This window comes from Escherichia sp. WS1450 (genome assembly GCF_046487395.1).
In the GTDB taxonomy this organism is placed as follows: domain Bacteria; phylum Pseudomonadota; class Gammaproteobacteria; order Enterobacterales; family Enterobacteriaceae; genus Escherichia; species Escherichia coli.
The window spans coordinates 66,263-89,725 of sequence record NZ_JBJQJO010000023.1 but is presented as its reverse complement, the minus strand read 5'-3'; the positions used below and the strand labels follow the sequence as shown (position 1 = coordinate 89,725).

19 protein-coding genes are annotated in these 23,463 nt (G+C 41.7%); 14 read left to right on the top strand and 5 right to left on the bottom strand.

Features of this window, described 5'->3' with window-relative positions; translation table 11 throughout:
- Window positions 1-108: 108 nt before the first annotated feature.
- A complete protein-coding gene (locus ACJHYR_RS21710; protein WP_410233147.1) occupies window positions 109-975 on the bottom strand; it encodes a ParB/RepB/Spo0J family partition protein in 867 nt (288 codons plus the stop codon).
- 369 nt (window positions 976-1,344) lie between these two features.
- Here ACJHYR_RS21710 and ACJHYR_RS21705 point away from each other — a divergent pair, with 369 nt between their 5' ends.
- On the top strand, window positions 1,345-2,157 hold the full coding sequence (locus ACJHYR_RS21705; RefSeq protein ID WP_001121575.1) for a DNA adenine methylase: 813 nt from the start codon (window positions 1,345-1,347) through the stop codon (window positions 2,155-2,157).
- A gap of 8 nt (window positions 2,158-2,165) precedes the next feature.
- On the opposite strand, the gene ACJHYR_RS21700 is transcribed toward ACJHYR_RS21705, so the two are convergent.
- The 4 genes from ACJHYR_RS21700 to ACJHYR_RS21685 all read right to left on the bottom strand — a co-directional run bounded on the left by ACJHYR_RS21700 (window position 2,166) and on the right by ACJHYR_RS21685 (window position 5,241).
- The gene (locus tag ACJHYR_RS21700) at window positions 2,166-2,999 is read right to left on the bottom strand and encodes a hypothetical protein (protein WP_001426339.1); all 834 of its coding nucleotides are present in this window, start codon (window positions 2,997-2,999) and stop codon (window positions 2,166-2,168) included.
- 255 nt (window positions 3,000-3,254) lie between these two features.
- Entirely contained in the window at window positions 3,255-3,971 is a 717-nt protein-coding gene (locus ACJHYR_RS21695; RefSeq protein WP_046788421.1) for a zinc finger-like domain-containing protein, read from the bottom strand.
- Window positions 3,968-4,168 carry a hypothetical protein gene (locus ACJHYR_RS21690; RefSeq protein ID WP_000594931.1) on the bottom strand — a complete coding sequence of 67 codons (201 nt, stop codon included), beginning with the start codon at window positions 4,166-4,168 and terminating at the stop codon, window positions 3,968-3,970. Before ACJHYR_RS21690 ends, ACJHYR_RS21695 begins: the two co-directional genes overlap by 4 nt.
- A gap of 17 nt (window positions 4,169-4,185) precedes the next feature.
- Window positions 4,186-5,241, bottom strand: a complete 1,056-nt coding sequence (locus ACJHYR_RS21685) for a hypothetical protein (protein WP_001065779.1) — start codon at window positions 5,239-5,241, stop codon at window positions 4,186-4,188.
- A 476-nt stretch (window positions 5,242-5,717) separates the two neighbouring features.
- On the opposite strand from ACJHYR_RS21685, the gene ACJHYR_RS21680 reads away from it, so the two are divergent.
- The 13 genes from ACJHYR_RS21680 (at window position 5,718) to ACJHYR_RS21620 (ending at window position 23,444) form a co-directional block, all read left to right on the top strand.
- The gene (locus ACJHYR_RS21680) at window positions 5,718-6,593 is read left to right on the top strand and encodes a RepB family plasmid replication initiator protein (protein WP_000594612.1); all 876 of its coding nucleotides are present in this window, start codon (window positions 5,718-5,720) and stop codon (window positions 6,591-6,593) included.
- Window positions 6,594-7,741: 1,148 nt separating this feature from the next.
- Window positions 7,742-8,095, top strand: coding sequence for a hypothetical protein (locus ACJHYR_RS21675; RefSeq protein ID WP_000423602.1), 354 nt, complete (start codon window positions 7,742-7,744; stop codon window positions 8,093-8,095).
- Between the two features lie 17 nt (window positions 8,096-8,112).
- Entirely contained in the window at window positions 8,113-8,463 is a 351-nt protein-coding gene (locus tag ACJHYR_RS21670; protein WP_024152015.1) for a type IV conjugative transfer system protein TraL, read from the top strand.
- An 11-nt stretch (window positions 8,464-8,474) separates the two neighbouring features.
- A complete protein-coding gene (locus ACJHYR_RS21665) occupies window positions 8,475-9,263 on the top strand; it encodes a TraE/TraK family type IV conjugative transfer system protein (protein ID WP_000783153.1) in 789 nt (262 codons plus the stop codon).
- The gene (locus tag ACJHYR_RS21660; RefSeq protein ID WP_000592090.1) at window positions 9,263-10,534 is read left to right on the top strand and encodes a type-F conjugative transfer system secretin TraK; all 1,272 of its coding nucleotides are present in this window, start codon (window positions 9,263-9,265) and stop codon (window positions 10,532-10,534) included. The genes ACJHYR_RS21665 and ACJHYR_RS21660 overlap by 1 nt, the downstream gene beginning before the upstream one ends.
- A 1-nt stretch (window position 10,535) precedes the next feature.
- Window positions 10,536-10,997, top strand: a complete 462-nt coding sequence (gene htdO, locus ACJHYR_RS21655; RefSeq protein ID WP_000521240.1) for a plasmid transfer protein HtdO — start codon at window positions 10,536-10,538, stop codon at window positions 10,995-10,997.
- Complete coding sequence (gene trhB / locus ACJHYR_RS21650) at window positions 10,987-12,342, top strand: IncHI-type conjugal transfer protein TrhB (protein ID WP_000351841.1); 1,356 nt, start codon at window positions 10,987-10,989, stop codon at window positions 12,340-12,342. Before htdO ends, trhB begins: the two co-directional genes overlap by 11 nt.
- Window positions 12,343-12,349: 7 nt before the next feature.
- Entirely contained in the window at window positions 12,350-12,832 is a 483-nt protein-coding gene (locus ACJHYR_RS21645; RefSeq protein WP_000377633.1) for a hypothetical protein, read from the top strand.
- A 118-nt stretch (window positions 12,833-12,950) separates the two neighbouring features.
- On the top strand, window positions 12,951-13,703 hold the full coding sequence (gene htdT / locus ACJHYR_RS21640; RefSeq protein ID WP_183079335.1) for a protein-disulfide isomerase HtdT: 753 nt from the start codon (window positions 12,951-12,953) through the stop codon (window positions 13,701-13,703).
- A 9-nt stretch (window positions 13,704-13,712) separates the two neighbouring features.
- Window positions 13,713-14,663, top strand: a complete 951-nt coding sequence (trhV, locus tag ACJHYR_RS21635; protein ID WP_410233146.1) for an IncHI-type conjugal transfer lipoprotein TrhV — start codon at window positions 13,713-13,715, stop codon at window positions 14,661-14,663.
- Between the two features lie 8 nt (window positions 14,664-14,671).
- Window positions 14,672-17,353 (top strand): TraC family protein, encoded by a 2,682-nt coding sequence (locus ACJHYR_RS21630; RefSeq protein ID WP_000387412.1) that lies wholly within the window; start codon window positions 14,672-14,674, stop codon window positions 17,351-17,353.
- 3,836 nt (window positions 17,354-21,189) lie between these two features.
- On the top strand, window positions 21,190-22,443 hold the full coding sequence (locus ACJHYR_RS21625; protein WP_032084678.1) for a ParA family protein: 1,254 nt from the start codon (window positions 21,190-21,192) through the stop codon (window positions 22,441-22,443).
- Complete coding sequence (locus tag ACJHYR_RS21620) at window positions 22,440-23,444, top strand: ParB family protein (protein ID WP_032192066.1); 1,005 nt, start codon at window positions 22,440-22,442, stop codon at window positions 23,442-23,444. Before ACJHYR_RS21625 ends, ACJHYR_RS21620 begins: the two co-directional genes overlap by 4 nt.
- Window positions 23,445-23,463 lie beyond the last annotated feature (19 nt).

Here is a 23,463-nt window from a genome sequence, read left to right as displayed (position 1 = left end):
CATACTCCTCCGGCAGAAGCAGAAAAAGCTTATTATGCTTCCATCGGAAACGATGATCTGGCAGCCTGAGTTCACAGATAAAACACTCTCCAGGAAACCCGGGGCGGTTCATACGGCTTTTGTGGCAATAACCGGCGGAATCCGTGCTGGCTTGAAGTCTGAAGGTCTGACTCGTACCTGACCATGTTGGGTTTTTTTCACCGTGATGCCATTCGCATCGGCCTGCTCAAGTTCTGCGATCATCTTCTTGATACGTGAAATTGCTTCTGTTTCGCCGAGCTCATCGATCAGTGAAAGCACGTTAACATACGAAATAGCGTCAGCATGAATCCATTTCTTGATAACAACAGAACAGGTTGTCAGGCGGATAAGAGAACTGATGGTCGTCGGGCTTTTATTTTCACGTTGAGCAATTCGTTCGAGTGACCAGCCAGCAAGAGAATGTAGGCGACGATAGGACTCGCCAAGCGCAACAGGAGAAAGCGCAAGACCACGGTTACCATCAATGGTCGCGAGCTCACAGCCAATTTCATCTTCTTTAATCTCAACGCAAAGGATTGTGATGTCATGATCTTCATCACATGCCATCATTGCGGCTTTTAAACGGCAGTGCCCCTGGCGAACAAAAGGTACCCCATCAATGACACGTACTCGGATAGGGTCTACATAGTCACCTCGAATGTAGGCATTCTTGATGTTGTAGATGTGTTCTTCAACCTCAGGGAGCTTATAGTAATCGTCACCCATTCCCATTTCGCGGGAGTTGAAGCCTGGCGTGACCTGAATTACTGAAGGGTGGATAGCCCATGCTTTCTGGTCACTTACTTCAGTACAAAGTTCAGGGTTTGCATCACGGAACTGTTTAAGCCCAGTGACGTAACGGCCTGTGCCAGTAACTACTGAAAAGGCAACATGGGCCGTTTTAAAGACCTTGTCATTAGCTTGCTGTGTAGGTTCTGTCAGTAAAACACTCATAGGGGCTCCGTTACATTTTTCTGCTTACTTTCTGCGTAGCGGGGATACTACCGAAAAAAAAATTCATAATTTTTCGCAAAAAAGGTACTTTTTGAGCCTATTCTGATTTTTTACAAAAAAAGGTGGCTCCCCATTACTTGTGATGGCATAAAAATCGCTTCATAAACAAATACATAAATCCAAAACATAAAGTTCAGGTATAAGTGAGGAAAAATCTTATAAATCCGAAATGCTGAAAGTCAAAACTGTGCGTCTTAAACAACTTTTTTTTGCTCCCTAAGTTATTAGTTAAAGCCCGTGGTTAGGTACGATACCAGCACCTAAATTTCTCTCTCAGGTATAGACACTTTGACTCGACATCTCAGACACATGCCGATAATCAAATGGGCTGGTGGAAAAACGAAACTGATGCCTTTCATCAGCCATCACTACCCACACGATCATAGTTGCCGGTGGGTAGAACCCTTTATAGGCGGTGGTGCCGTTTTTCTGAACATGTTTGCACAAAATGCATTGCTTGCAGATAGCAATCCAGACTTGATCAACCTATACAGGACTATTCAAAGACAGAAAACTAACTTTATAAATCAGGTCCAAAACTTGGCGGATAAAACCTTTGTCGAAAAGGACTACTATGAGATGAGGGACCGTTTCAACAAAACCTGTATTTCTGGTCAATCGCTTCAAAGAGCGGCTTTGTTTTACTCCCTGAATCGCCTGGGCTATAACGGTATGTGCCGCTATAACTCAGAAAGAATCTATTCAGTGCCGTGGGGGAAACATACAGAACTGAAGCTTGACCTCAATAAAATAGACTACCTTTCATTTCGTCTTTCAGGTATTGAACTGATCACCGCTGGTTTTGAGGAGACTCTGGCCGCAACCGGTGAAGGAGATCAGATTTACTGTGATCCGCCATATGACAAAACAAGCAAAACTAGTTTTGTCAGTTACGATGGTAAACCGTTCAGCCAAAGCGACCACGTGCTGTTAGCAAATATGCTCGTTGACGCTCACAGAAAAGGCGCTGCTGTTGCGATATCAAATAGCCTGACATCATTCACTTTGGGCCTCTATGAAGAGCGTGGATTCGTCATACACAGACTCAGCGCTTACCGATCCGTAGGAAGTAAGCCGAATACACGGAAAACGGAAACAGAAATACTGGCCGTGCTGAAATAGAGTAAATTCTAATCAACTAGGCTAATCCATTCCTCAAAAGTTAATACCTCAGGGTAAGTTCGTTGAACATAAGGTATAAACTGAAGCTCTTCTATTCTCCGGTCGCCCCTCTTTCCTTCGCAAATAAATGAAATGAGTCCTTGCTGAGAAAGGCCAGTAAGGACGCTCATAAGTCTTATATTTAGACTTTTAAGCTGTAAGTCGTTATTAATGTCCTCCACTTTATGAGAGCTCTGGCCTGAACGTTTAAGATACTCGTAAACCATGAAATTCGAATTTCGTCGTTTTAACAATTTTTCGGTTATGCATTCCTGAATGAAGTCGCCAAGAGCATCTAAAAGCGGACTGAGAACTACCGGGAAAGTTAATGTGTAACTTTGAGAAGTTTTAGACAAAGTGAATGAGTTTAGAAAGCTAAAGTTTAGTCTCTTTTTTGAATATGGAACATAAGCGACAAGAGTAGTCGACATAACAGTAAGTAAAGCTTCAAGATGGTTCACTGTTATTAAAGTGGTTTTATCTGTATTTCTAAGATTATGGAAATCAATAAACGCTACTCTTGAACGGCTAAGCCAATCTTGTACTTTAATGTCGATAGAAAATTGCGAGATATGATTTGAACATTCATTTTGGGTGATAGGGCATGCAGACGAAAGATGGTTATGGATTATCATGCATAGCACAAAAAAAGGAAAACGGCAGGCTGTGGGGCATTGAAAACCGGTTAAAGAAAGCTTAGACGTTTCATATGCGCTTACCGGAAAAGTAACTTTTCTTAACGTTGGCTTTGACGATGTTCTTGCATTTTTACAAATGAAACCGAGACCCAGATCATTGTGCATTTTAAAGTCCATCTCCATCATCACCTTTTAGCCTTAACTGTATGGTATTGGTATACAAAAAATTAAAATTATAATTAATAAGATTATCATTTTTTTACAATAGAAAAGGTTCTGATAGAGGGGAATTTAAATGTAAAAGATTTATACTCGCAGATCTTTATGAGGGATAAAACCCATTGCGTAAGCAACAATATTACGTGAGTGAGTCCTAACGACAGTTAAAGTCTTGGCTCTATATTTAAGCAGCAAAAACATTTAACTGTCTTGGAGTTTATTTAACTTAAAAACTGTTATTGCAGCATAATTTTTCGAATCAAATTCATAGAATTTTCTGACTTTTCCAGTCAAATGATAACGTTCACCCAATAAAATGTGATCCTGTTTATCGGCCGTTAAAGCGATCCCGTCATTTCTAACTTTACCAGTAAATGTAAAAAAATAACTCCCTTTACTTTTTGCGTACGCGGCCCTGACTTCAGTAAATGTTAGTTCAATGCTTATGACCTGGCCGATATTGTAGCTATGTTTTAAAATTTCTTGTTCATTTTCCGGAGTTTCAGACAACATCACATCAAAAGTTGTAAATAAACAATCCAGCTGGCGTTCTGTCAAGAAACGGTTATTGTCTAATTGCGCCAATATACTATTAGAAAACTTAGTGTTAGCCTTTTTTGCTTTCTCAATAAGGACGTGGTTTCTGGATTTCCATGCTTCGAGTGTTGGGTTAACACGCAGTTCCGGAATGTTATCGAGAAAGGTAATTGGCTCTAGTGCCACTAATTTTTCAATAATGGGTCCAACTGTTTGTACCCCATGACACTTTTCACATAAATCAGCCCCTTTGTGGCCTGTGCCCGCACATTCGTTACATTCTCTTTCGATAGGTGCATAATAATTTCCATCTCCGTTAAGTGATACATTCACTGAGGCTGGTACCATATGACCATCAAGAGTAAAGAAAAGAGATTTCATTTTCGAAACACCTCCAAACGTGCCTCTACGATTGCTACAGCTTCTTTCACAGTTTTTTCATAGTGGTCATGCCCTTCAGGAAATTGATCAAAACGTTTACCGTGTTCTAACTCTTCCATGTTGCGTTTAAGGACTTCATGAGTTAGAAGCAAATCACTATAATTATCGATAAGAGTCAGCTTTATAGGTTTAATCACTCAACTAATCCTCGTTTTTAATATTCCTTAAGGAGATCTCGAATTTCCAGAAGCTCTTCTAATTTTGGTTTAGAAACAATGATTGCTGTATTTTCGTCGTTAAGTAAAGACAATAAAATATTTAGCTTTTCATCATTCAAGATTATTTGAACACCATCATTGGAAAATATTACATTATTACTATTAACATTTTTGAACAAGTGTGCACTATCTCTACCAAATTTTAGTTCTGTTTGAGTATTCGTTATAGATTCCGTATGTGTACTTTCCACAAGCTCAAGAAATTCAGATTTTAGCCGTTCTGTTTTCTTATGCGAGAGGCGCTTAATACCCAAAGTCTTACGAGTGACTGCCGAATTTTTCTTTTCTGGTCCGCCTTTATTTAAGGTGTCTGGTCCTGCTCCAGCTGCATTGTGTTCAGGTATGCCTACAATTTTGCTCGTTGTAGTCTCAATATTCTTAACGCCAGGTAAGAAACCTTCTATATGTTTTAAAACCATTTTGTGATCGTTGGAATATTTTAACATTATTTCAATGGCGAGCGTTTTTTTGATTAGATTTAGGCTAATCAAACGTTGAAGCTCTAATGGCATATCAAGGATTTTTAGCATATTACGAATTGCGGTAGTTGATCGTTGATATCGCATTGCTAGTTCTTCAACCGAATACCCGAGACTAACAGCATGAGCTAATGCATGAGCTTGCCCAACCGGATTTAGCCCATTGCTTCTGTTACCATCGAGGTTCTCAAGGTATTCTTCAATTTCGTTTTTATAATCGATTAGGATAACAGATAATTTTGGAATATTAGCACCTTCAGAAATTGCTAATTTTAAGCCATGAAAACGAGTATGACCTTGACGAACTAAATATTTACCTTTTCTTTTTACGACCTTGATCATATCAACCTGCCTTCCTTCCTTAAAGGCTTGTTTGATTGACACAATCATCGACTTGACAGGTTCTTGTTCGTAACACAAATCTCCGATTACCGCCTCTCGGGGATTAAATCCCTTTTCAATTTCAACTAGATTAGTATCCACTTCAATGACTGTATGTTTGCTGTTGTTCATATCTTCCTCCTGTTTACTACATGATACATGAACCTCAAATTTGCCAAATAGGGCTGATACATCTAAAAGGTAAACTCAAAAAATTTGCTTAATAAAATTAAAATAAAAACTGTCTTGAATAAAACAATGATAGTAGACCCTCGTTCATTTCCGTTTGCGATCTGTAGATATTGTTAAAGGAGCGCTATTCCTTGTTTTATATGGACTTATCATTGTTTTCAACAGGATAGATCAATTCTTTAGATCACTAAAGATCAATAGAGTTCAAGTAAAGATCACGGCATCTTTAACTCATTGATTATAGTGACTTTATGAAAGGATCCGGCATTCGGATGCATGCGAAAAGCATTTGAATGAATAAGGAAGGCATTTACTGGAATGCTTATGGCATTTAGGTTAATGCGTAAAAAGCATTTGCAAGAATATGTTATAAACAGTTTGCCAAATGAAAATCTTATCACCGACGAGTTAAGTTAATGATTAAAAACAACGAGTTAATCCATCCTTTTGACGTAACCAGTAATGAATCAGGTAAGACTTATCAACTGACGCCTAACTCGTCCAAGTCGGTTCAGCCCGTGGCCCTGTTGAGATTGAGTGTATTTACCCCTGTCGGCACAAAAGAAAACCGCGACCGAAACTTTGAAGTTGATGCCTCTGATGAGCTTTCGTGTATGGAAATTGCAAGATCGGAGGGTTATGACGACATCAAGATAACTGGTGTCAAACTATCTATGTCTACCGACTTTAAGTGCTGGCTCGGGATCATCATGGCTTTCAGTAAATATGGTTTTACTTCCGAGAAGATTACCCTGACTTTTAACGAGTTTGCGAAGATGTGTGGTATCAGTTCAACAAACATCAACAAACGAACTCGTGCGCGCTTTAAAGAGTCATTAATGAACCTTGCATCGGTAGTGCTTGCCTTCTCAGACTCTCGGAGTGGTCGGTTCACAGTAACGCATCTGGTGCAGAAGGCTATGATTGATCCAAAAAGCGATACTGTTGAGTTGGTTGGGGATCCTTCTATGTGGGAACTGTATCGTTACGACCATAAGACATTGTTAAGCCTTCAGGTTCTATACATTTTGGCTAAAAAAGAAGCTGCGCAATCTCTCTATATTTATTTTGAAGCAATGCCAGCTGGTACGTTGTTCGTTAATATGAAACGGTTGAGGGAAAGGTTGCTTCTTACAACCCCTATTCGTACGCAAAACCAGATAATTCGTAAAGCAATGCGGGAACTTGAATCTATCGGATATCTCGATTATCAAGAAGTTAAGAAAGGTCGCGACATACAATTTCAGATCTTCAAAAGAAGCCCTAAGCTGGCCCTCGCCAAACAAGGTTGAAAGCTACCAGGTATGCACTGGTTATAACATGCTGAAAAATAAGTTATTTATCAGTGCTATGCTTAGTGCTTCTTTTACTACTGGTCTTACATCTCGGCTTAATGTGCAAAAAAGTAACTTTTCAAACGAACTCCTGACTATTCATCTGTATGCCTTTCTGGCTCAAGCGTACATGCTAGCCCATTCATTAAATGCCGTGGAGCAAGATGGTTTCGTGCGCACTCTATTCACGTGAATGCCTTTTGTGGATTACGCCTCTTACATTCATACAAATGCTTTTGATGTCGGTATCCCAAAAAATCATTCATTGAAATGCTTTTGTTTGCCACTGTATCCCGAGCATAGCTATGCAGTGGTATAAAAAGGCATTTTGGTGAATGGCATTAGGTCGAATGACACACAGTACAGCTTTGTTAAGAGCGAGAATGGTCCAAGACATCTATGACATTGGGCATCAGAAGGACTATGTGTTTGATATGAGATCAAAAAAATATCAGAAGCATCACAACTCCAATGGCATTCAAAGAAATGCCTTTGTTTTGTTAGTACACCAAACAACCCAAAATTCATGCAGTTATATCAAAGACTCATTCGCAAAAGGACTCAGCCAGAAAGCATTTGCTTAAATAGCATTGGCCAAAAGCATTCGAATGAATGATGTTCATATGGACAAGACAAAGTCCCACTCACGCCCAGAGGTGTAAAAGGCATTTAGATGAATGACGCACCGGCCGAGGATTGTATGTAGTTTCTCCAACTGATAGTTGCCGAACCAGGGAGCACAGTGATATGCGGCCTTCTCAGAATCAAGAGATAGATATTAAGGGAACAAAAAAGATTAGATATGAAGCTTAGTTACCTGCCCGATATCTAGTTAGAGCTTTTCAAACCATCAAAAGTGACTTTTATGCTTGAGGAGTCTCATCAGCTTCAGGATTGAGCTTAACGTAATCTTACCCCCTCCCCTCTTTCAAACTTTTACTAAGCGTTCACTGGTACTTTTCAAAGATTATGCTTTAGGCCCCTTTGCTTAAAAATTCACCAATCGCTAAACGTTAAAAAAAGGGGGTTTATGCGAACGGAAGGATCGGAATAAAAAAGTATTATTCATTCGCGTTTACGTGAACTCAAATCTACACGGAGTAATTATGGAACTTTCTTTAAATATTGGCCTTAGTGAAAAGAAATCTAACACGGCTGCACTTTTTAAAACAAAAAGCGCAAAAGTGATTTTGTTTGTTCTGCTGACCGTGCTTTTTTGCGGTCTGGCATATGCGGGTTCAGATGATGGGGCACTGGGAGATATTTGGTCATACATGAGTGAAAGTATGACTGGAGCTCCGGGCAAAATTCTGGCAGCCGCGATGTTGATCTCAAGCGTATATTTCTCTGTCCTTAAGCCTAACCCGGGCCTGGCACTGGTTTCATTATTCATGATGCTGGTAATGGCCAACGGCGAGAAAATTATCAGCACCTTTATGGATGCTGGCGTACCGCTGTAATTTATTGTTAATCATGCATGAGGGGGTTCATCCCCCTCTCTGGATTTTTAATGAGTAAGCAGAACGACGTTCCTCAGCATACCTATAGATTCCCTTTCAGGATCAACATGCCTCTACTGATTTTGTTTTGGGATGCAAAAAAAATAGGGCTTGCATTCATTCTGGTTGCATTTGGGAATATCTTCGAATGCTTCGGGTTTTCTGTTGTAGTAGCGGTTGTATATTGGATTGCGTATAACAAAGCAGCTGAGTCAGGAATAAGAGGATTGCTAAAACACAGACTCTGGTGGCTCGGTTTTTTGCCAGGTAAAGCAGTTTTTAGTAGCCGTTATTTCAACGATCCATTTATCAGAGATTTGTATTCTTGATGGAGCTATGAATGAAAATGCTAAGTGGCATTAACATCCCTTTTTTCAAAAAATCTAAAAAGGATGAAAACGGTGATCTTGAACAGTCATACGTAAAGAAAGATGAAAGTGCTAAGGGACGTTTTTTGGACATTAAAAAACGATTTAGCCCACAAGCTGAAGCGTCAGGTGCTGGAATTACATACAGCGCCCTGATTAATCGTGATACAAAACTTATCCGCATTAATACTGTTTCAATAGCCGTCATTGGGTTATTGGTTGCAAAGATTCTTTTTTTCACTGACCCAGTGACGATTGTTACCCCTCCAAACATGAATGAAGAGATCACGGTTGTTGGTAACAAAGCATCGGAATCTTATAAAACACAATGGGCTCTCTTTTTTAGTACCCTTTTAGGGAATATTAATCCAACTAATATTTCCTTTGTGACGGCCTATGTCCTCGATGCCCTTTCACCTGAACTACAGGCTAAAACGAGTGAGTCTTTACAGGAGCAGATAAATATCATGCAGGCTCGTGGTGTTGAGCAGACCTTTAAGCCTAATGATATTTACTTTGATCCAAAAAATGACATGGTCTATGTCTGGGGTACCAAAACGACTCGACTTGTAAATGTTCCGGACAAAACTGAATCATCGAAATGGACTTATGAATGGGTTCTCGGGATGAAAAATGGTCGCCCAAGAATTGCATATGTAAATCAATATTCCGGAACACCGAATATTAAAAAAATTACGATAAACGGCAAAGAGCAACTGGCAACGCTGGATAATCCGCCACCGTCTACAGGTAACAAGTGATGATTAAAAAAAAGGGCTTAGGGTTCAACGCAATTACCGCATTGATCATGCTCACGACTTCGAACTGCGTAATCGCTGAAGAATACCAATTGCCAGCAACAATTAATAACCCGGTTGTAATGCCAGTTGGTGCTGACGGATTTCAGAATGGAGCTGCAAAAGCCATTATTCCGGGTCAAGCTGGTTCTGAACAGTCAGGTGCACAAACAAACCTTAGTGAAGCCGGTAATGCGCAGGGACAAAAACCTACAACTGATCTCCCTACCGTGCAACTTTCCCCAGCCAGCAATGCTTCGCCTGCGGTAAGCGCTATTACTGGAGCATTATCAAATAATCCTAGTCTCCCCGGATTTGACGCACAGACCCGCTCTGGTGCAATTGATAGCTATGGGAGACCAACAGGTACCTCTTCCCAGCAGAATGCAACCAATGCGACCGCCACGTCAAAAGCCGATGAACTTTATGTCGAAGCTCGTAACCGATATAAAGAAGTTCAGCGTGTAAATGTGCCGCCTGGTGGGAATGTGGTACTGCCAGTTTCACGAGGACTTCAAAACAGAATATCGACCAGCTTCAAGAATGCTTCTGTCAGCACTTCTACCCCTGCTGAAGAGGCAAGCATATTTGTTAATGGTGGCGATGTCTTTATTTCAACTAATACCGATAAACCAATCGGGATTATGTTGTCGGAAGATCAGGTACCTGAATCGACCTATAACCTGACCCTGGTACCGCTTGATGTTCCCGGTGCGATGATTTCAGTTACTACATCTTTAAGCCCATCTATGCAAGCCAAACGTGAAACCTCATTGGATAAGCAAAACTATGAGGAAATGTTGGCCCGCTCCCAGTCAGAAGAACTGGCTCCATCGGATCCAAAACAAGACGATCATAAACAAAGAATCATTGATTTATTGACTCCTGTGGCTCTTGGTGAGGTCCCTTCAGGATTCAGTTTACAACAGGACCGACTTTCTCGTATTCCTGCGTCAGAGCAGTCCCCATGTAACTTTAATATGTATGCAAAGCTCGGTCAGAGACTGGTTGGCTCACGTGAACTTATTGATGTAATTCTTGTGAAAAACGATAAACCATACGGTCAAATCGTTGCTGATCAGCAGTGTATGGCAGAAGGCGTTATTGCAAGTGCTTTATTTGATAAAGCATACCTGCAACCGGGAGAAGAAACAGAGCTTTACATAGTCCGGGATAAATTGTTCAAGGAACGCGAGGCCCGGGTTACAACCAGACCAAGTCTAATCAGAAAATAATATGGGAAAAGTTACTTTGCCTGCTCTGCTTGGGGCCACCGTGATTGGTTTTGTCGTATTTGCTTTAACCAGCTTTTACTACAGGTCAGAATATATACCAAAAAGGAGTGTATTAATCGTTCCGGACGCACCCATTAGTATCGAAGATGGCAGTAACGCTTTTCCCGTTCAGACAGTAATAATGAACGATCCAACTCTTATTGATAAATTTGTAGGAGAGGACAATATTAATGAGGAGAATGCTTTTGACTATCACAAAAGTAACGTTTTGGAACCTAATTACAAACATGAAATATCTAGAACGAGCCAGATAGATAAAGCTGAAATGAATCATCCATCTGTTCGTGAAAACTGGGCCAGAGCAGGTGATCCCTATATCGTTCCTCAGATGTCTGACAGCGAACGAAATCTAAAAATTAAACGATTCCAGAAACCTACAAGTGGAGCTAATCATGGACATTAAAAAGGCCTGGGAAAATAAGACCGTCAGACTTTCTGTTATTGGCGCTCTGCTGGTAGTGATTGTTTATATTATTAGCCAGTCTATTTTTTCCACACCAGTTAAGAAAGAAAAGAAAACACAGAAAAAAGACATGCAGACCAATTTGTTGTTAGATGATTCGCAAATGAACAAATTGAGTAATGAAGAAAGCCAGAAAGTATATAAGGAAATGGTTAAGCAAAACCGACTTGATCAAAATGCGGCGAAAGAGGACCGCGAAAAAGCAGAAAAAGCCCAACAGGAAACTAAAGCCCAAGTTGCAAGTTTAACTTCTCAACTTCAGCAACTGTCTCAGCAAATTAATGATATGCAGACTAATCGAAACGGCAATCGTAACTTGGATGCTGGTAGTTCGCGTAAAACGATTAATGAGCAGGCACCGGCAGCTCCTTATCAGCTTAATGCTAATGCGCCGATTAATGGCGTAAACCCTAATTACGCGTCTATCACACCTACGCGTAATAGCCCGATGAGAACAATCACACAAAGTTCCATTAAGACTAATGGTACCGATGGTGTCATTCAGGTTATGCCCGTGTCTGAAAACAGAATCAAGGAAGGCAGAGAGGTCATTGCAGGAGATAAAGCGCCTACTCGGACTGTACGAGGTGATGGTACTGCGCCAGTTGATAGCAAAGCGCGGCATGCTGCCCGAAAAGATGAAATGTTTCTTCCGGCAACATCTATTATCACTGGTGTTCTGATTACCGGGCTTGAAGCGCCTACAAGCCTTTCTTCCAAATCAGAACCAATGCCAGTAACAATGCGTATTAAAAAAGATGTCATCATGCCCAATAATTTCACCATGGATTTGCGTGACTGTAACCTTCTGGGTTCAGCTGTTGGTGATTTGGCGTCACAGCGTGCTTACATACGTGCCACTTCTATCTCTTGTGTTAATTCAAAAGGGAAAGCTTTTGACGTAAAACTGGAAGCATATGCTGTAAGTGAAAATGACGGAAAAAATGGGATCCGAGGCACGCTTATCAGCCGAAATGGTAACGCAATTGCAGGAGCTGCATTTGCCGGTGGACTTTCTTCACTTGCCGGTAGCTTAAGCCCCAGTAAGGTATCTTCACTTAACATCGACCCTAATTCACAGGCTCAGTATCAGTCCCCTAATTTTGGTGCACTTGGGGCATTAGCCGGGGCTGGTGCAGCTCAAGGTGGCCTTAATCGACTCGTCGATTACTACACCGCAATTGCAGAACAACAGTGGCCAATCGTAGAAATTAGCCCTGGCCGAGCTATTACATTTGTCGTTCAGACCGGAACTACAATTCCAACGAATCTGACCAGTCGCTGAGGTTTAAATGGATAGTTTAGAAAAAAAAGAATCGACTGAATCAGCTGGACCTGAAATCACTAAAAAAATGGTGCGAGAAAGGACAACAAAAAAAATTACCTTCGAAATTGATATTGAAAAAATATTGAAGTATTTATTTTTCTTCGCCTTTGCCGTTTTGGTCATTATTTATGGTTATAAAGGCTTTATGAATGTTTACGATTACTTCAATAAACAATCACAGCCTTCGTACAAGATTGCAGTGCTTGACATGCCTGAATTACGTAAGGAATTTTTCAAGCATCACGGAGGCCGTACTGCTGACAATGATAGAACTCAATTCGAAGAATATTTCAGAACATTAATGAAGATCTACCGTGACCGTGGCTATTTAATTATTGATGCAACGCTTGCCGTTACTGTACCGGATAGTGTTGAAATCGTCACTTATATGGAACTTGAAGATAGCTCTGAAGCGGTACAATCAAGTTCTTATAATGCAAAGAAGTAGAGGGCACCCAATAGTGAAAAAGTTACTTTTCCCTTTAATGGCGGCTTTCGCCATTATGGCGAATACGGTCACTTATGCTTCAGAGCAGGTCCTAACTAATAGTGATGCTGCTGCGTTAATGGCAAAGGCAAAGGAAGGCGGCGTTTCACCCAGTCAGATCTCGGGTGCGTTATCAAAAATGAAAGGATATAAACCTAAGGATGCCATATACATTCCTTCTGGTGGGCTATACCTCTTTCAGGACGAGCGTTCGCAGCTAATGGCAGTAACGACCGATGGCCGATACTCCCTTACTGGGGGAAGCCTTGTTGATGTAATTAAACGTAAACCTGTTCTGACTGTAGAAGAAATCAGAAATTCCTATTTTATTAGTCTTGATGAGGCCCCCTTCCCTCTGGAAACTGTAGCGTCCATTCATCTGGGAAATTCAAAGCTTAAGAGACAAGCAGCCATTTTCTTAACACTTGATTGTGACGGTTGCATGGAACTTGTTAAGAAATTTTATGCAGATCGGGACAAGTATCGGATAGATATTGTTTTAGTTCCCTCACCCGGTGAGCCAAAAGAAGAGCTTAGAAGGCTCTGGTGTAGTAAAGAAAAAGGAAAAATAAACAACCTCGATATTCTTCGTTGGCTAATGGGAAGCAAATCCGACATTGAAAAAAGATTGCTCTCTCAAAAAGAAGCAGAAGAATGTCCGGCGGAACCTTTGGTAGCGTCATTGATGCTCGCAGGAATTTATAAATTGCAGGGTGTACCTTCAGTTGTCAGACAGGATGGTTTGGCTGGTAATGGCATTCCAAAAGATTTCGACTACTGGTTGAACCAAAGCGTTGAACCTCTCTTAAAAAATCCATTTGAGACAAATTAAGGCTAGTTTATGAACATCAAAAGATTGGTACTCAGTGCTCTGGTTGTAGGTACATCCTCATATCTTACGGGGTGCTCCATCGGGAGTTCCGAATCCGAATGTCCAGGCATTGAAAAGGGCGTTATCTGTAAAGGTCCTCGCGAAGTTATGGAGTTAACTAATAATCGAGATGATCTGTCTGCACTTGCGGGGGAAGAGTCGGAATCGGGAAAGGAGAAATCGCCTGTCAATGACAGCCGTTATCCAACTGAAATTAGCCCTCCAGGGGAAGTCAAATATCCACAGTCTACAACCCTTAAAAATCAGCCTGTGGCTTATTCAAAAACCGAAATTAAGCCAGTTGGTCAGTTACCTGTCATGTACGATAAAACTTTAAAAATGGGTGCCCCTACTTCATCCATTGGACCACGGCCTATTTCTGGTGTACCGGTTAATTCAAACGTAAGGATGACTAGCAGTTATAGCACTGCCTCTTCAGCTGGTAACCCTTTCGTTCATCCGGCTGCGGAAGTCGTTAAACAAACAAGCTATCCGGTTTCTGCTGGAAATGCACCACGCTACGTTGCACCTAATTCTGATATCAGCCCTGGCAAGGATATGTACTCTCTTTACAATGGCCAGCCCGTTAACCCTACTCTCAACACTGGGCAGATCCAGCAATACCGTTCGCAAGGTTATAAACAAGCTGTAGTGGCTCCTGAACCACTTGCTGTTCTGCAACAGGGGAAAGTAATGAGAATTACTTTTGCACCTTATACCGATGATAACGATGCGCTTAATCTTCCCGGCTACGTTTATGTCAACGTAAAACCGCAAACATGGATTGCTGGCAAGAATTCGACCTCAAACCCAGCTCGCATAGTTCCTTTAGAAGTACAGGATGCGGCCCGGGAAAATATGCAGCAGCAACAAAAAGCAACTAAAGCTGTCTCTTCGAACGGCATTGTTAGACAACTGTAAGGTCAAATATGGAAGCTATCAATAATTACAATAGCGGTTTAAATCGCCATCAATTAGGTGGGTTTATCCCTGTTTACGATCAATTAGCAGGGACTCACTATTTTTTGATTGATGGCAACAGATTAGGGTTTATGTTTATCTGTAATCCATCACCTGGAGTTTTTGATAATCAGCAAGATGTTCTTGCTGAAATGTTCAAAATGGATTTTCCTACAGATACTGTCTGTCAAATATCTCTGACTGCATTGCCAGACTTGACTTTACAGCTTAGTGCTTGGTCAGCTGTGCGAGGTGGGCGTATGACTGGGAACGATAAGCTTAAAGCAGATCTGCTTAATGGTTATCAGTTGGACTACTACGACAGAAGTATGCATAAGCCTTTAAAACCTGATCATGATAACCTTATGTTGAGGGATTTTCAGGTATGGATCTCGCTATCGATTCCTTTACAGTCTGCCCTTCCTACCGAGCTGGAACATTCGCGTATCGATTCACTTTACTCTGAACTTGTAAGTAAGTTAATTACGATTGGACTGCATCCGTTTAAGGTCGATGCAGAAAACTGGCTCTATTGTATAGATAAGGTCGTAAACCCCGGAAAGAACTCTCGGTGGGCTGAAGGTTTTATAGACGTTAACACTATGAAAAGGCTTAATGAACAAGTTAACGTTCCCGGCCGTAAGTATACAGTCACAGAAAATCATTTCTCATCAGTCACACAAAGTGACGACGAATCTGAGCATCGTTACTTCAAACAACTTTCCGTTGTAAAGTTTCCTGAATACGTCAATTTCGGTTGTATGTATGAGTTAGTAGTTAACTGGATGCATGGACGTAAGACAATTTTCAGCCCATTTATGATCACTCAGACTGTTCAGTTTGCCGATCCGCTCAAGTTGTCAAAAGAAAACGTCCGCTACAAAGCAATCACTAATAAACAGGCAAGTATACCTTCAGTTGTCACATTCTGCCCTCGCCTGCGGGATATGGATAATGACTACATGGCCGTAACTCGCGAGCTTGAGGATGGCGCAAAGCTTTTAAGAGGGTATCTTACTTTCACTGTTATGGGTAGTAATGCCAATTCTGTGCAGACAGCAGCTAACGATCTCAAATCCTTTTACCTCGAAAGCCGGGTCAAAGTAGCAGATGATTCCTTTATCGTTTTCCCGTCATTTATGTCATGTCTGCCAATGTGCAATGACCCAAAGACAATTTTCGACCTTGACCGATCCGAAGTAGTGAGCAACACCGGAGCGGCTCATATGACGCCGATCTTTGGGCCCTGGAAAGGTAATACAGATAGACCAGTACTGAGTTTAGTTTCTCGTGAAGGTCAACTCATGGGACTTGATATTTTCAAGACTTCTGCAAGCTATAACATGGTTATTGGTGCAACGTCAGGTGCAGGCAAGTCATTCTGGACAGCATATCTAATCAATAACTATCTTGGAGCTGGACCGCGATCTAATAACCTCGTTCATTATCGCTCAACATTTAAGCATTTTTTAGAAAACGAATACCCAGATGATGATCCTGATGGTGCTCAAGTTTTTGTAGTGGACGTGGGGCGTTCTTACCAGGGGATTGCGGAACAATATACAAACAGTCAATTTATTGATTTCGGTAAAACCCCTGACTTCACCCTAAATCCCTTTGCCTTCCTAACTGACATCACTGTTAACGACGATGTATTTAACGAAGCACCTGAATTTACCGGTGAATCAACTTCAAACGATGCAGAAAAAGACAAAGTTGCTCAGACCATAATGGTTCTGAATCAGCTAAAAATTATGGCTTCAGAGAAAGGCCTTATCGATGATTATCAACAATCAGTGATGCTTCAGCTTATTGCAGAAGAGTACCAGGAATCCAGAAAATCAGGTCGGACCGGTTCAATAACCGGCTTTGCTCTGCGTTGCAAGAAGCATGAAGACAAACGTATAAAGGATATTGGGGAGCAACTCGGAGCATGGTGCGAAGGTGGAATTTATGGGCACCGGTTTACCGATACGTTGCCTCCAATCAACTTCGACAGCAGATTTATTGTTTTGGAACTGGAGGAGCTAAAAGGCACCCCCCACCTTCAGACAGTTGTTTTAATGTCTATCATTCAGGCTGCTCAGCATGCAATGTTCATCAAAAAAGATGGGCGTCGTCGCTTGTTCATCCTAGATGAAGCTTGGGAGTACATTCGTCCTGATAATTCATCAGGTGCCGGAAATCAATCAAACCAATTCTTCTCTTCCTTCCTCGAAGCGGCATGGCGTAGGTTCAGGAAAACAAACTGCGCTGGCATCTGTATCACACAGTCGTTTGAAGATTATTTTACTTCTTCTGTTGGCCGGGCCCTGACTGCTAACTCGCCTTGGAAGATAATCATGAAACAAGAAAAAGAAAGCATTGAAGCAATGAAGGCTAATAAATATTTTTCTACTTCAGATGCAGAATATGAACGAATGAAAAATATTCGTACAGTCAAAAAGGTGTTTTCAGAGATGTTAGTCAGGTTCGAAAACTTCCAAGAGATCTGTCGGTTATACGTAGACCGGAAAATGGAGCTTTGTTTTACTACGGATAGTGCTGACAGGAGTAAATTATGGGAAATTCAAAGCCGCGAGAATTGTAGCTATGGCGAGGCAATAGAAATTCTCTATGCTCAAGAAGTAGCAGCGGGTTTGGCCGCGTAGAGTAAATATCTTCAAGCAAAAACAATTAAACCAGATGTCTCATAAGAATCTGGTTTTTTATTGTATGCCTTAAGTAAACAAATGAGGTTATGACTTAATGAGTTCATCACTGTGCTGCAAATTTTGGTTTTATAATTAATATGGCTTAAAAACAGTGACATAATTACAAATCGCATTTAGGTTGTGTACGCATTAAGTAAACAAAATTTATAACATCAATACTGACTTTATAAGATGAAATTCACGTAAATTACATTTTTGTTTACCAAAGGTAATCAAAGGAGCGCGGCATTATTAGTGAAAACAGATCACTGGTGTCATATTGCATACAAAACTTAATATCCTTTAATCATTCTTCTAAAAGTTTAATATTAACGCTTTGGTTTATGAAAATTTATCCAATTTGCTCACCGAAGACTTTTAACTTATTTAACCCCCTTTATCGCCAATCTGTGATTTTCTAATGTTAGCCTACAGTTCTAGGGCCCTTGCTCCCATGATGCGAATCCTTCCACCTAATAAAGATTAACGCCTCATTCCTGTATGCCGGTCTTACGACGCCAGTGCACGGACAATTTTTGGTCATCACAAGGCCAGGCGGGAGATTTAATCAGGGCGTGGTGTTCCTTAGCAGCAGCTGCGGCATTGTAAGCCGAAGGCGGAATTAACTCCTTTATCGCCATCTGGGGACGTCATTAGGGGTACCCCTTTTAACTTGCTCAGGACCATTAAGCTAAAATTCCGGATAGTGATTGACGTAAGATTTAGGCTAAGCAGGTAAAGTGATCCCCGCTCCCGGGGTGACCACTTTATACAAAAGGCCGATCGGAAGATTGTCCTTAGGGAAATATTCCTTTAACACAGCACGGGCACTTACTGCCGCTGCCGGATTTAACCCCCTTAATCGCCAAACTGGGGTACTGTCCTGATGCTGGCCTTCAGTTCTGGGCTGGGTGGCTATCACTTCCTCCCATAATGCGAAATGTAACTGCTGATACAGATTAACGTCATATTCCTGCGTGCCGGTCTGCCAACACCAGTGCACGGGCTTTTTTCGGTCATCACATTACCGGGCAGGAGATTTTATCAGGGCGTGGTGTGACTGAGCAGAAGCTGGGGCACTGTCAGCAGCTTGCAGATTTAACCCCCTTAATCGCCAAACTGGGATTCTGGTCTGATATTGACCTTCCGTGCTGGGCGGGGTTCGGTTTGCTAACACTTACTCCCATGATACGAAATGTGCCTGCTGATACAGATTAAAATCACATTACTGCATACCGGTCTGCCGACACCGGTGCATGGGCGATTTCCGACGATCTCAAGAACATATGGGAGATTATATCAGGGAGAGTAGTATGCCTGAGCAGCATCTGAAGGCACTGTCAGCCGCTGTCAGATTTAACCCCCTTAATCGCCAAACTGGTGTTCTGTCCTCATGCAGGCCTTCAGTTCTGAGCTGGGTTGCTATCACTTGCTCCCATAATGCGAAATGTACCTGCTGATACAAATTAACGTCGTATTCCTGTATGCCGGTCTGCCGACACCAGTGCTCGGGCTATTTTCGGTCCTAACAAGACCTGGCGAGAGATTTAATCAGGGCGTGGTGTGACTGAGCAGCAGCTGGGGCACTGTTATCCGCTTGCAGATTTAACCCCCTTAATCGCCACACTGGGGTTCAGTCCTGATAGTGTCCTTCCGTCCTGGGCTCGGTTGCTAACACTTGCTCCCATTGCGCCTGCTGATACAGATTAAAGTCACATTACTGCATACCGATCTGCCGACTCCGGTGCATGGCTTTTTCCGATAATCACAAGGACGGACGGGTGATTTTATCGTTGCATAGTATGTCTGAGCAGCATCAGAAGGCTCTGTCAGCCACTGGCAGATTTAACCCCCTTAATCTCCAAACTGGGATCAGTCCTGATAGTGTCCTTCCGTCCTGGGCAGGGTTGCTAACACTTGCTCCCATGATACGAAATGCGCCAGCTGATACAGATTAACGTCTCATTACTCCATGCCGGTCTGCCGAAACTGGTGCATAGCTTTTTTCGATATTCGCATGAACAGACGCTTGATTTTTTCAGGTTGTAATATACCTGAGCAGCATCTGAAGGCACTTTCAGTCGCTGTCAGATTTAACCCCCTTAATCGCCAATCTGGGATTTTCTGATGTTAACCTACAGTTCAAGGCCCTTGCTCCCATGATGCGAACCTTGCAACCTGATAAAGATTTAAGCTTCATTCCTGTATGCCGGTCTTACGACTCTAGTGCACGGGGACTATTTTCGGTCATAATAAGACCTGGCGGGAGATTTAATCAGGCGTGGTGTGACTGAGCAGAAGCTGGGGCACTGTCAGCCGCTGGCAGATTAAAACCCTTTATTCGCCATCTCAAGACGTCATTATGGGTAGTCCTTTTAACTTTCTAAGGACCATTAAGCTTAAACTCCGTTTAGAGAATGACGTAAGATTTAGGCTAAGCAGGTTAAGTGATCCCCGCTCCCGGGTTGAACACTTTATTCATCGTACGAGCGAAAGATTGTCCTTCGGGAAATATTTCTTATACACCGCTCGGGCACTTACAGCCACTGGCGGATTTAACCCCCTTAATCGCCAAACTGGGGTACTGTCCTGATGCTGGCCTTCAGTTCTGGGCTGGGTGGCTATCACTTGCTCCCCTAATGCGAAATGTGTCTGTTAATACAGATTAACGTCATTTTCCTGCGTGCCGGTCTGCCGACACCAGTGCACGGCCTTTTTTCGGTCATTACATTACCGGGCAGGAGATTTTATCAGGGCGTGGTGTTACTGAGCAGGAGCTGGGGCACTATCAGCAGCTTGCATATTTAACTCCCTTAATCGCCAAACTGGTGTTCTGTCCTCATGCTGGCCTTCAGTTCTGGGCTGGGTTGCTATCTCTTGCTCCCATAATGCGAAATGTATCTGCTGATACAGATTAACGTCATATTCCTGTATGCCGGTCTGCCGACACCAGTGCTTTGGCTATTTTCGGTCATAACAAGACCTGGCGAGAGATTTACTCAGGGCGTGGTGTGACTGAGCAGCAGCTGGGGCACTGTCATCCGCTTGCAAATTTAACCCCCTTAATCGCCAAACTTGGGTTTTGTCCTGATGCTGGCCTTCCGTTCTGGGCGGGGTTGCTATCACTTGCTCCCATCATGCGAAAAGTGCCTGCTGATACAGATTAACGTCATATTCCTTCATGCCGGTCTGCCGACACAAATGCACGGGCTTTTTTCGGTCCTTACAATACCGGGCAGGAGATTTAATCAGGGCGTGGTGTGACTGAGCAGCAGCTAGGACACTGTCAGCCGCTGGCAGATTTAACCCCCTTAATCGCCACACTGGGGTTGCCTCCTGAAGTTGGGTTTCAGTTCTGGGCTAGGTTGCTAACTCTGCTCCCATAATTCGTAGTGGGCCTACTCAAGAGATTAACACCTCATATCTTTAGACTGGACTGACGACAACGATTCACAGTTAGGAAACGTAAATCAGCACACCGGTGAGATAGATTTTAGGGTCTAAGCAAGAAATAGGGTAGGCGTGAAGATTCATTAATGGAGCTCATAACGTCAAAGCGTAGAGAAGTCGACAAGAATCGTGGTTTAAAAAGAATGAGCATTAGGTATGGACTAGAGAGTCTGAGCTCTCATCTGCAAGTTAAGCTCACAAAAAATCATAAAAAAGTAAACAAACATTAGCTTAGGATTGAAACAAAGGATAGAATTGTACGTATAACAATGAAATGGACGCATTATGCGTAAAGTTTACATATATGCGTAAAAGTCGGTTTTCAGTGCAAAAAGGTCATAACCATGAATTTACTTGAAAAGATCGCCCTCGTTGGTCAGCGCATGAAAAGCGAGCAGATTTCTCTTAAGGAATCTCTGATGGCTTCATCAAGAGTATCTGTTTCTGATGATAGTGTTGATGGTGTTGATAGACTGATCTACAACCACTGTTTAAATAAAAAAAATCTCTCTGATTTTTTTGGGAAGTCACGAGTAACGTTCAATAAAATACTTTCGGACTTAGAAGAAAAAGAAGTTGTTGGTGCACCTATTTATCAAAACAAAAATCATCTTTACACCCGCTGGGATGTTCAAAAAATAATGGATGCCCTGGGTTATCCCAAGTACCGCGATCATTACTTTAGCAGAGCTATTGTTACTCAGAATCATAAAGGCGGTACAGGGAAAAGCACTACATCTGTAGCTTTAGCAGTAGCAGCTGCTTTAGATCTACAACTGAATGCACGTGTATTAATGATCGAATGGGACCCACAAGGTTCGATTGGAAGCAGCATGATTCAAAGTGTCTCAGAAGATGATGTCTTCCTTACAGCAATTGATGCAATCCTTGGAATTTATGAAGAAAATTCTGAGTATAAAAAATATTTAGATTCAGGATTCTCTGAAGAAGAAATCATCACTAATATGCCTTTTTCAACGCATCTGCCAAACTTGGACGTGATAACGGCATTTCCGACAGATGCTCGTTTTAAAGATAAATACTGGCAATGTTCTAGAGAAGAACGAACGTCTTTGTTACTACGTTTCAAGGAAGTTATCTTACCGGTACTGAAGCAGAACTATGATTTGATTATTATAGACACTCCACCTGAAGATTCACCTTTGATCTGGGCTGCTGACGAAGCGGCCGATGGGATTCTTGTCGCAGTGTCACCACGTGAATATGATTACGCCTCTACTACAGACTTCATGCTTACAATAAGTGAAAGGTTTAAACAATCACCAAGTAAGGGCGATAATTTAAAATGGTTCAAAGTTCTTGCTGTCAATGTTGATGACAAAAGTCCATATGAAAGAATAGTTTTGGATAAATTAATCAGAACTGTTCAGGACCTTTTGATGTCCGCTAACATAAAAAATTCTGAAGCATTTAAGGCAGCTGCTTCCAAAGGGCGTACAGTGCTTGATATCAAAAAATCAGAGGAACTTTGTTCCGCAAAGCAACTTGATGTCGCAGAAGAATCTGTATTACAGGTATATCAACAATTTATAAATGAAATAAAAAGTTTTTCAGCTAAGCAAGGAGTTAACGCATGAGCGATGAGCAACATATCGGGAATGATAAATCTCGATATTTAAACGCACCAAAGCGGACAGAAGTCGGTCACCGTTCAGGTCTTGCGGGTTTGAAAACAGCACCTCGCATAAAAAAGTTATTCACTCTTCATAAGGGCCGAAGACTTGAAGCGGAACATGTGATTGTTCCAGCCCAGAGAGTGGAGAAGGAGACCTTAGTCCATCCAGCAAACCCACGAAATCAAGAAGCCCTTACAGATTATTCTGTTAGAGATATTCTTAAGCAGATTGAAGAAAGAGGGGTCGATACCGAAGGGATCGCTGTAAAAAGAGATGGGGTTTATTTATTAATAGAAGGAAGTCGCAGACGTTTCTGCTGTATAAAGGCAGAAAAGGATCTCCCCCTGTGGGTACTACCGGATGAACTAACCGAAGATGATATAAATTCAATTATATCCGCAGCACAAACATCTCGAAAATTTTCATATAGAGAAGTTGGGTTTCAATTTATCAAGAAAATGGAAGAAAAGGGATTTTCTACTAATGAAGAACTCGCAGCATATCTTGGGATTAGTCATGTATCGGTAGCCAAAAGAATCCAGGCGGCACGTATTGACGAAACATTGATCTCTTTATTCCCGGATTATGAAGGAATACCGAACTCCTATTATAGTCGCTTGTCTCGTTTACAGAAATATGTGCAAAAAAATCTATTTCCTTTAGATGAAGTAATAGATAATGTTAAAGAGGAAACAAAAGATTTAGACATTGGAGATCTCCAAGTTGCCCAAAAAGTTGTAATGGAGAAAATCACACAATCTGTGGAAAGTGTTTGTGAAAAATCTTATTCCACAAAATGGGAAACAAGTGATCTTATTACTTTTGATAACAAAGATAAGTATGCAAGAATCAGTAAAAACAATACTGGAAGAAAAATTCGCATTGAATTCAATAGGATAAGTGCGGGTTTTATTAAGGAGCTAGAGGAGTTCATAAAAGAAAAATTAAAAGTATCAGAATAAATATTGAACTGCATCTTTA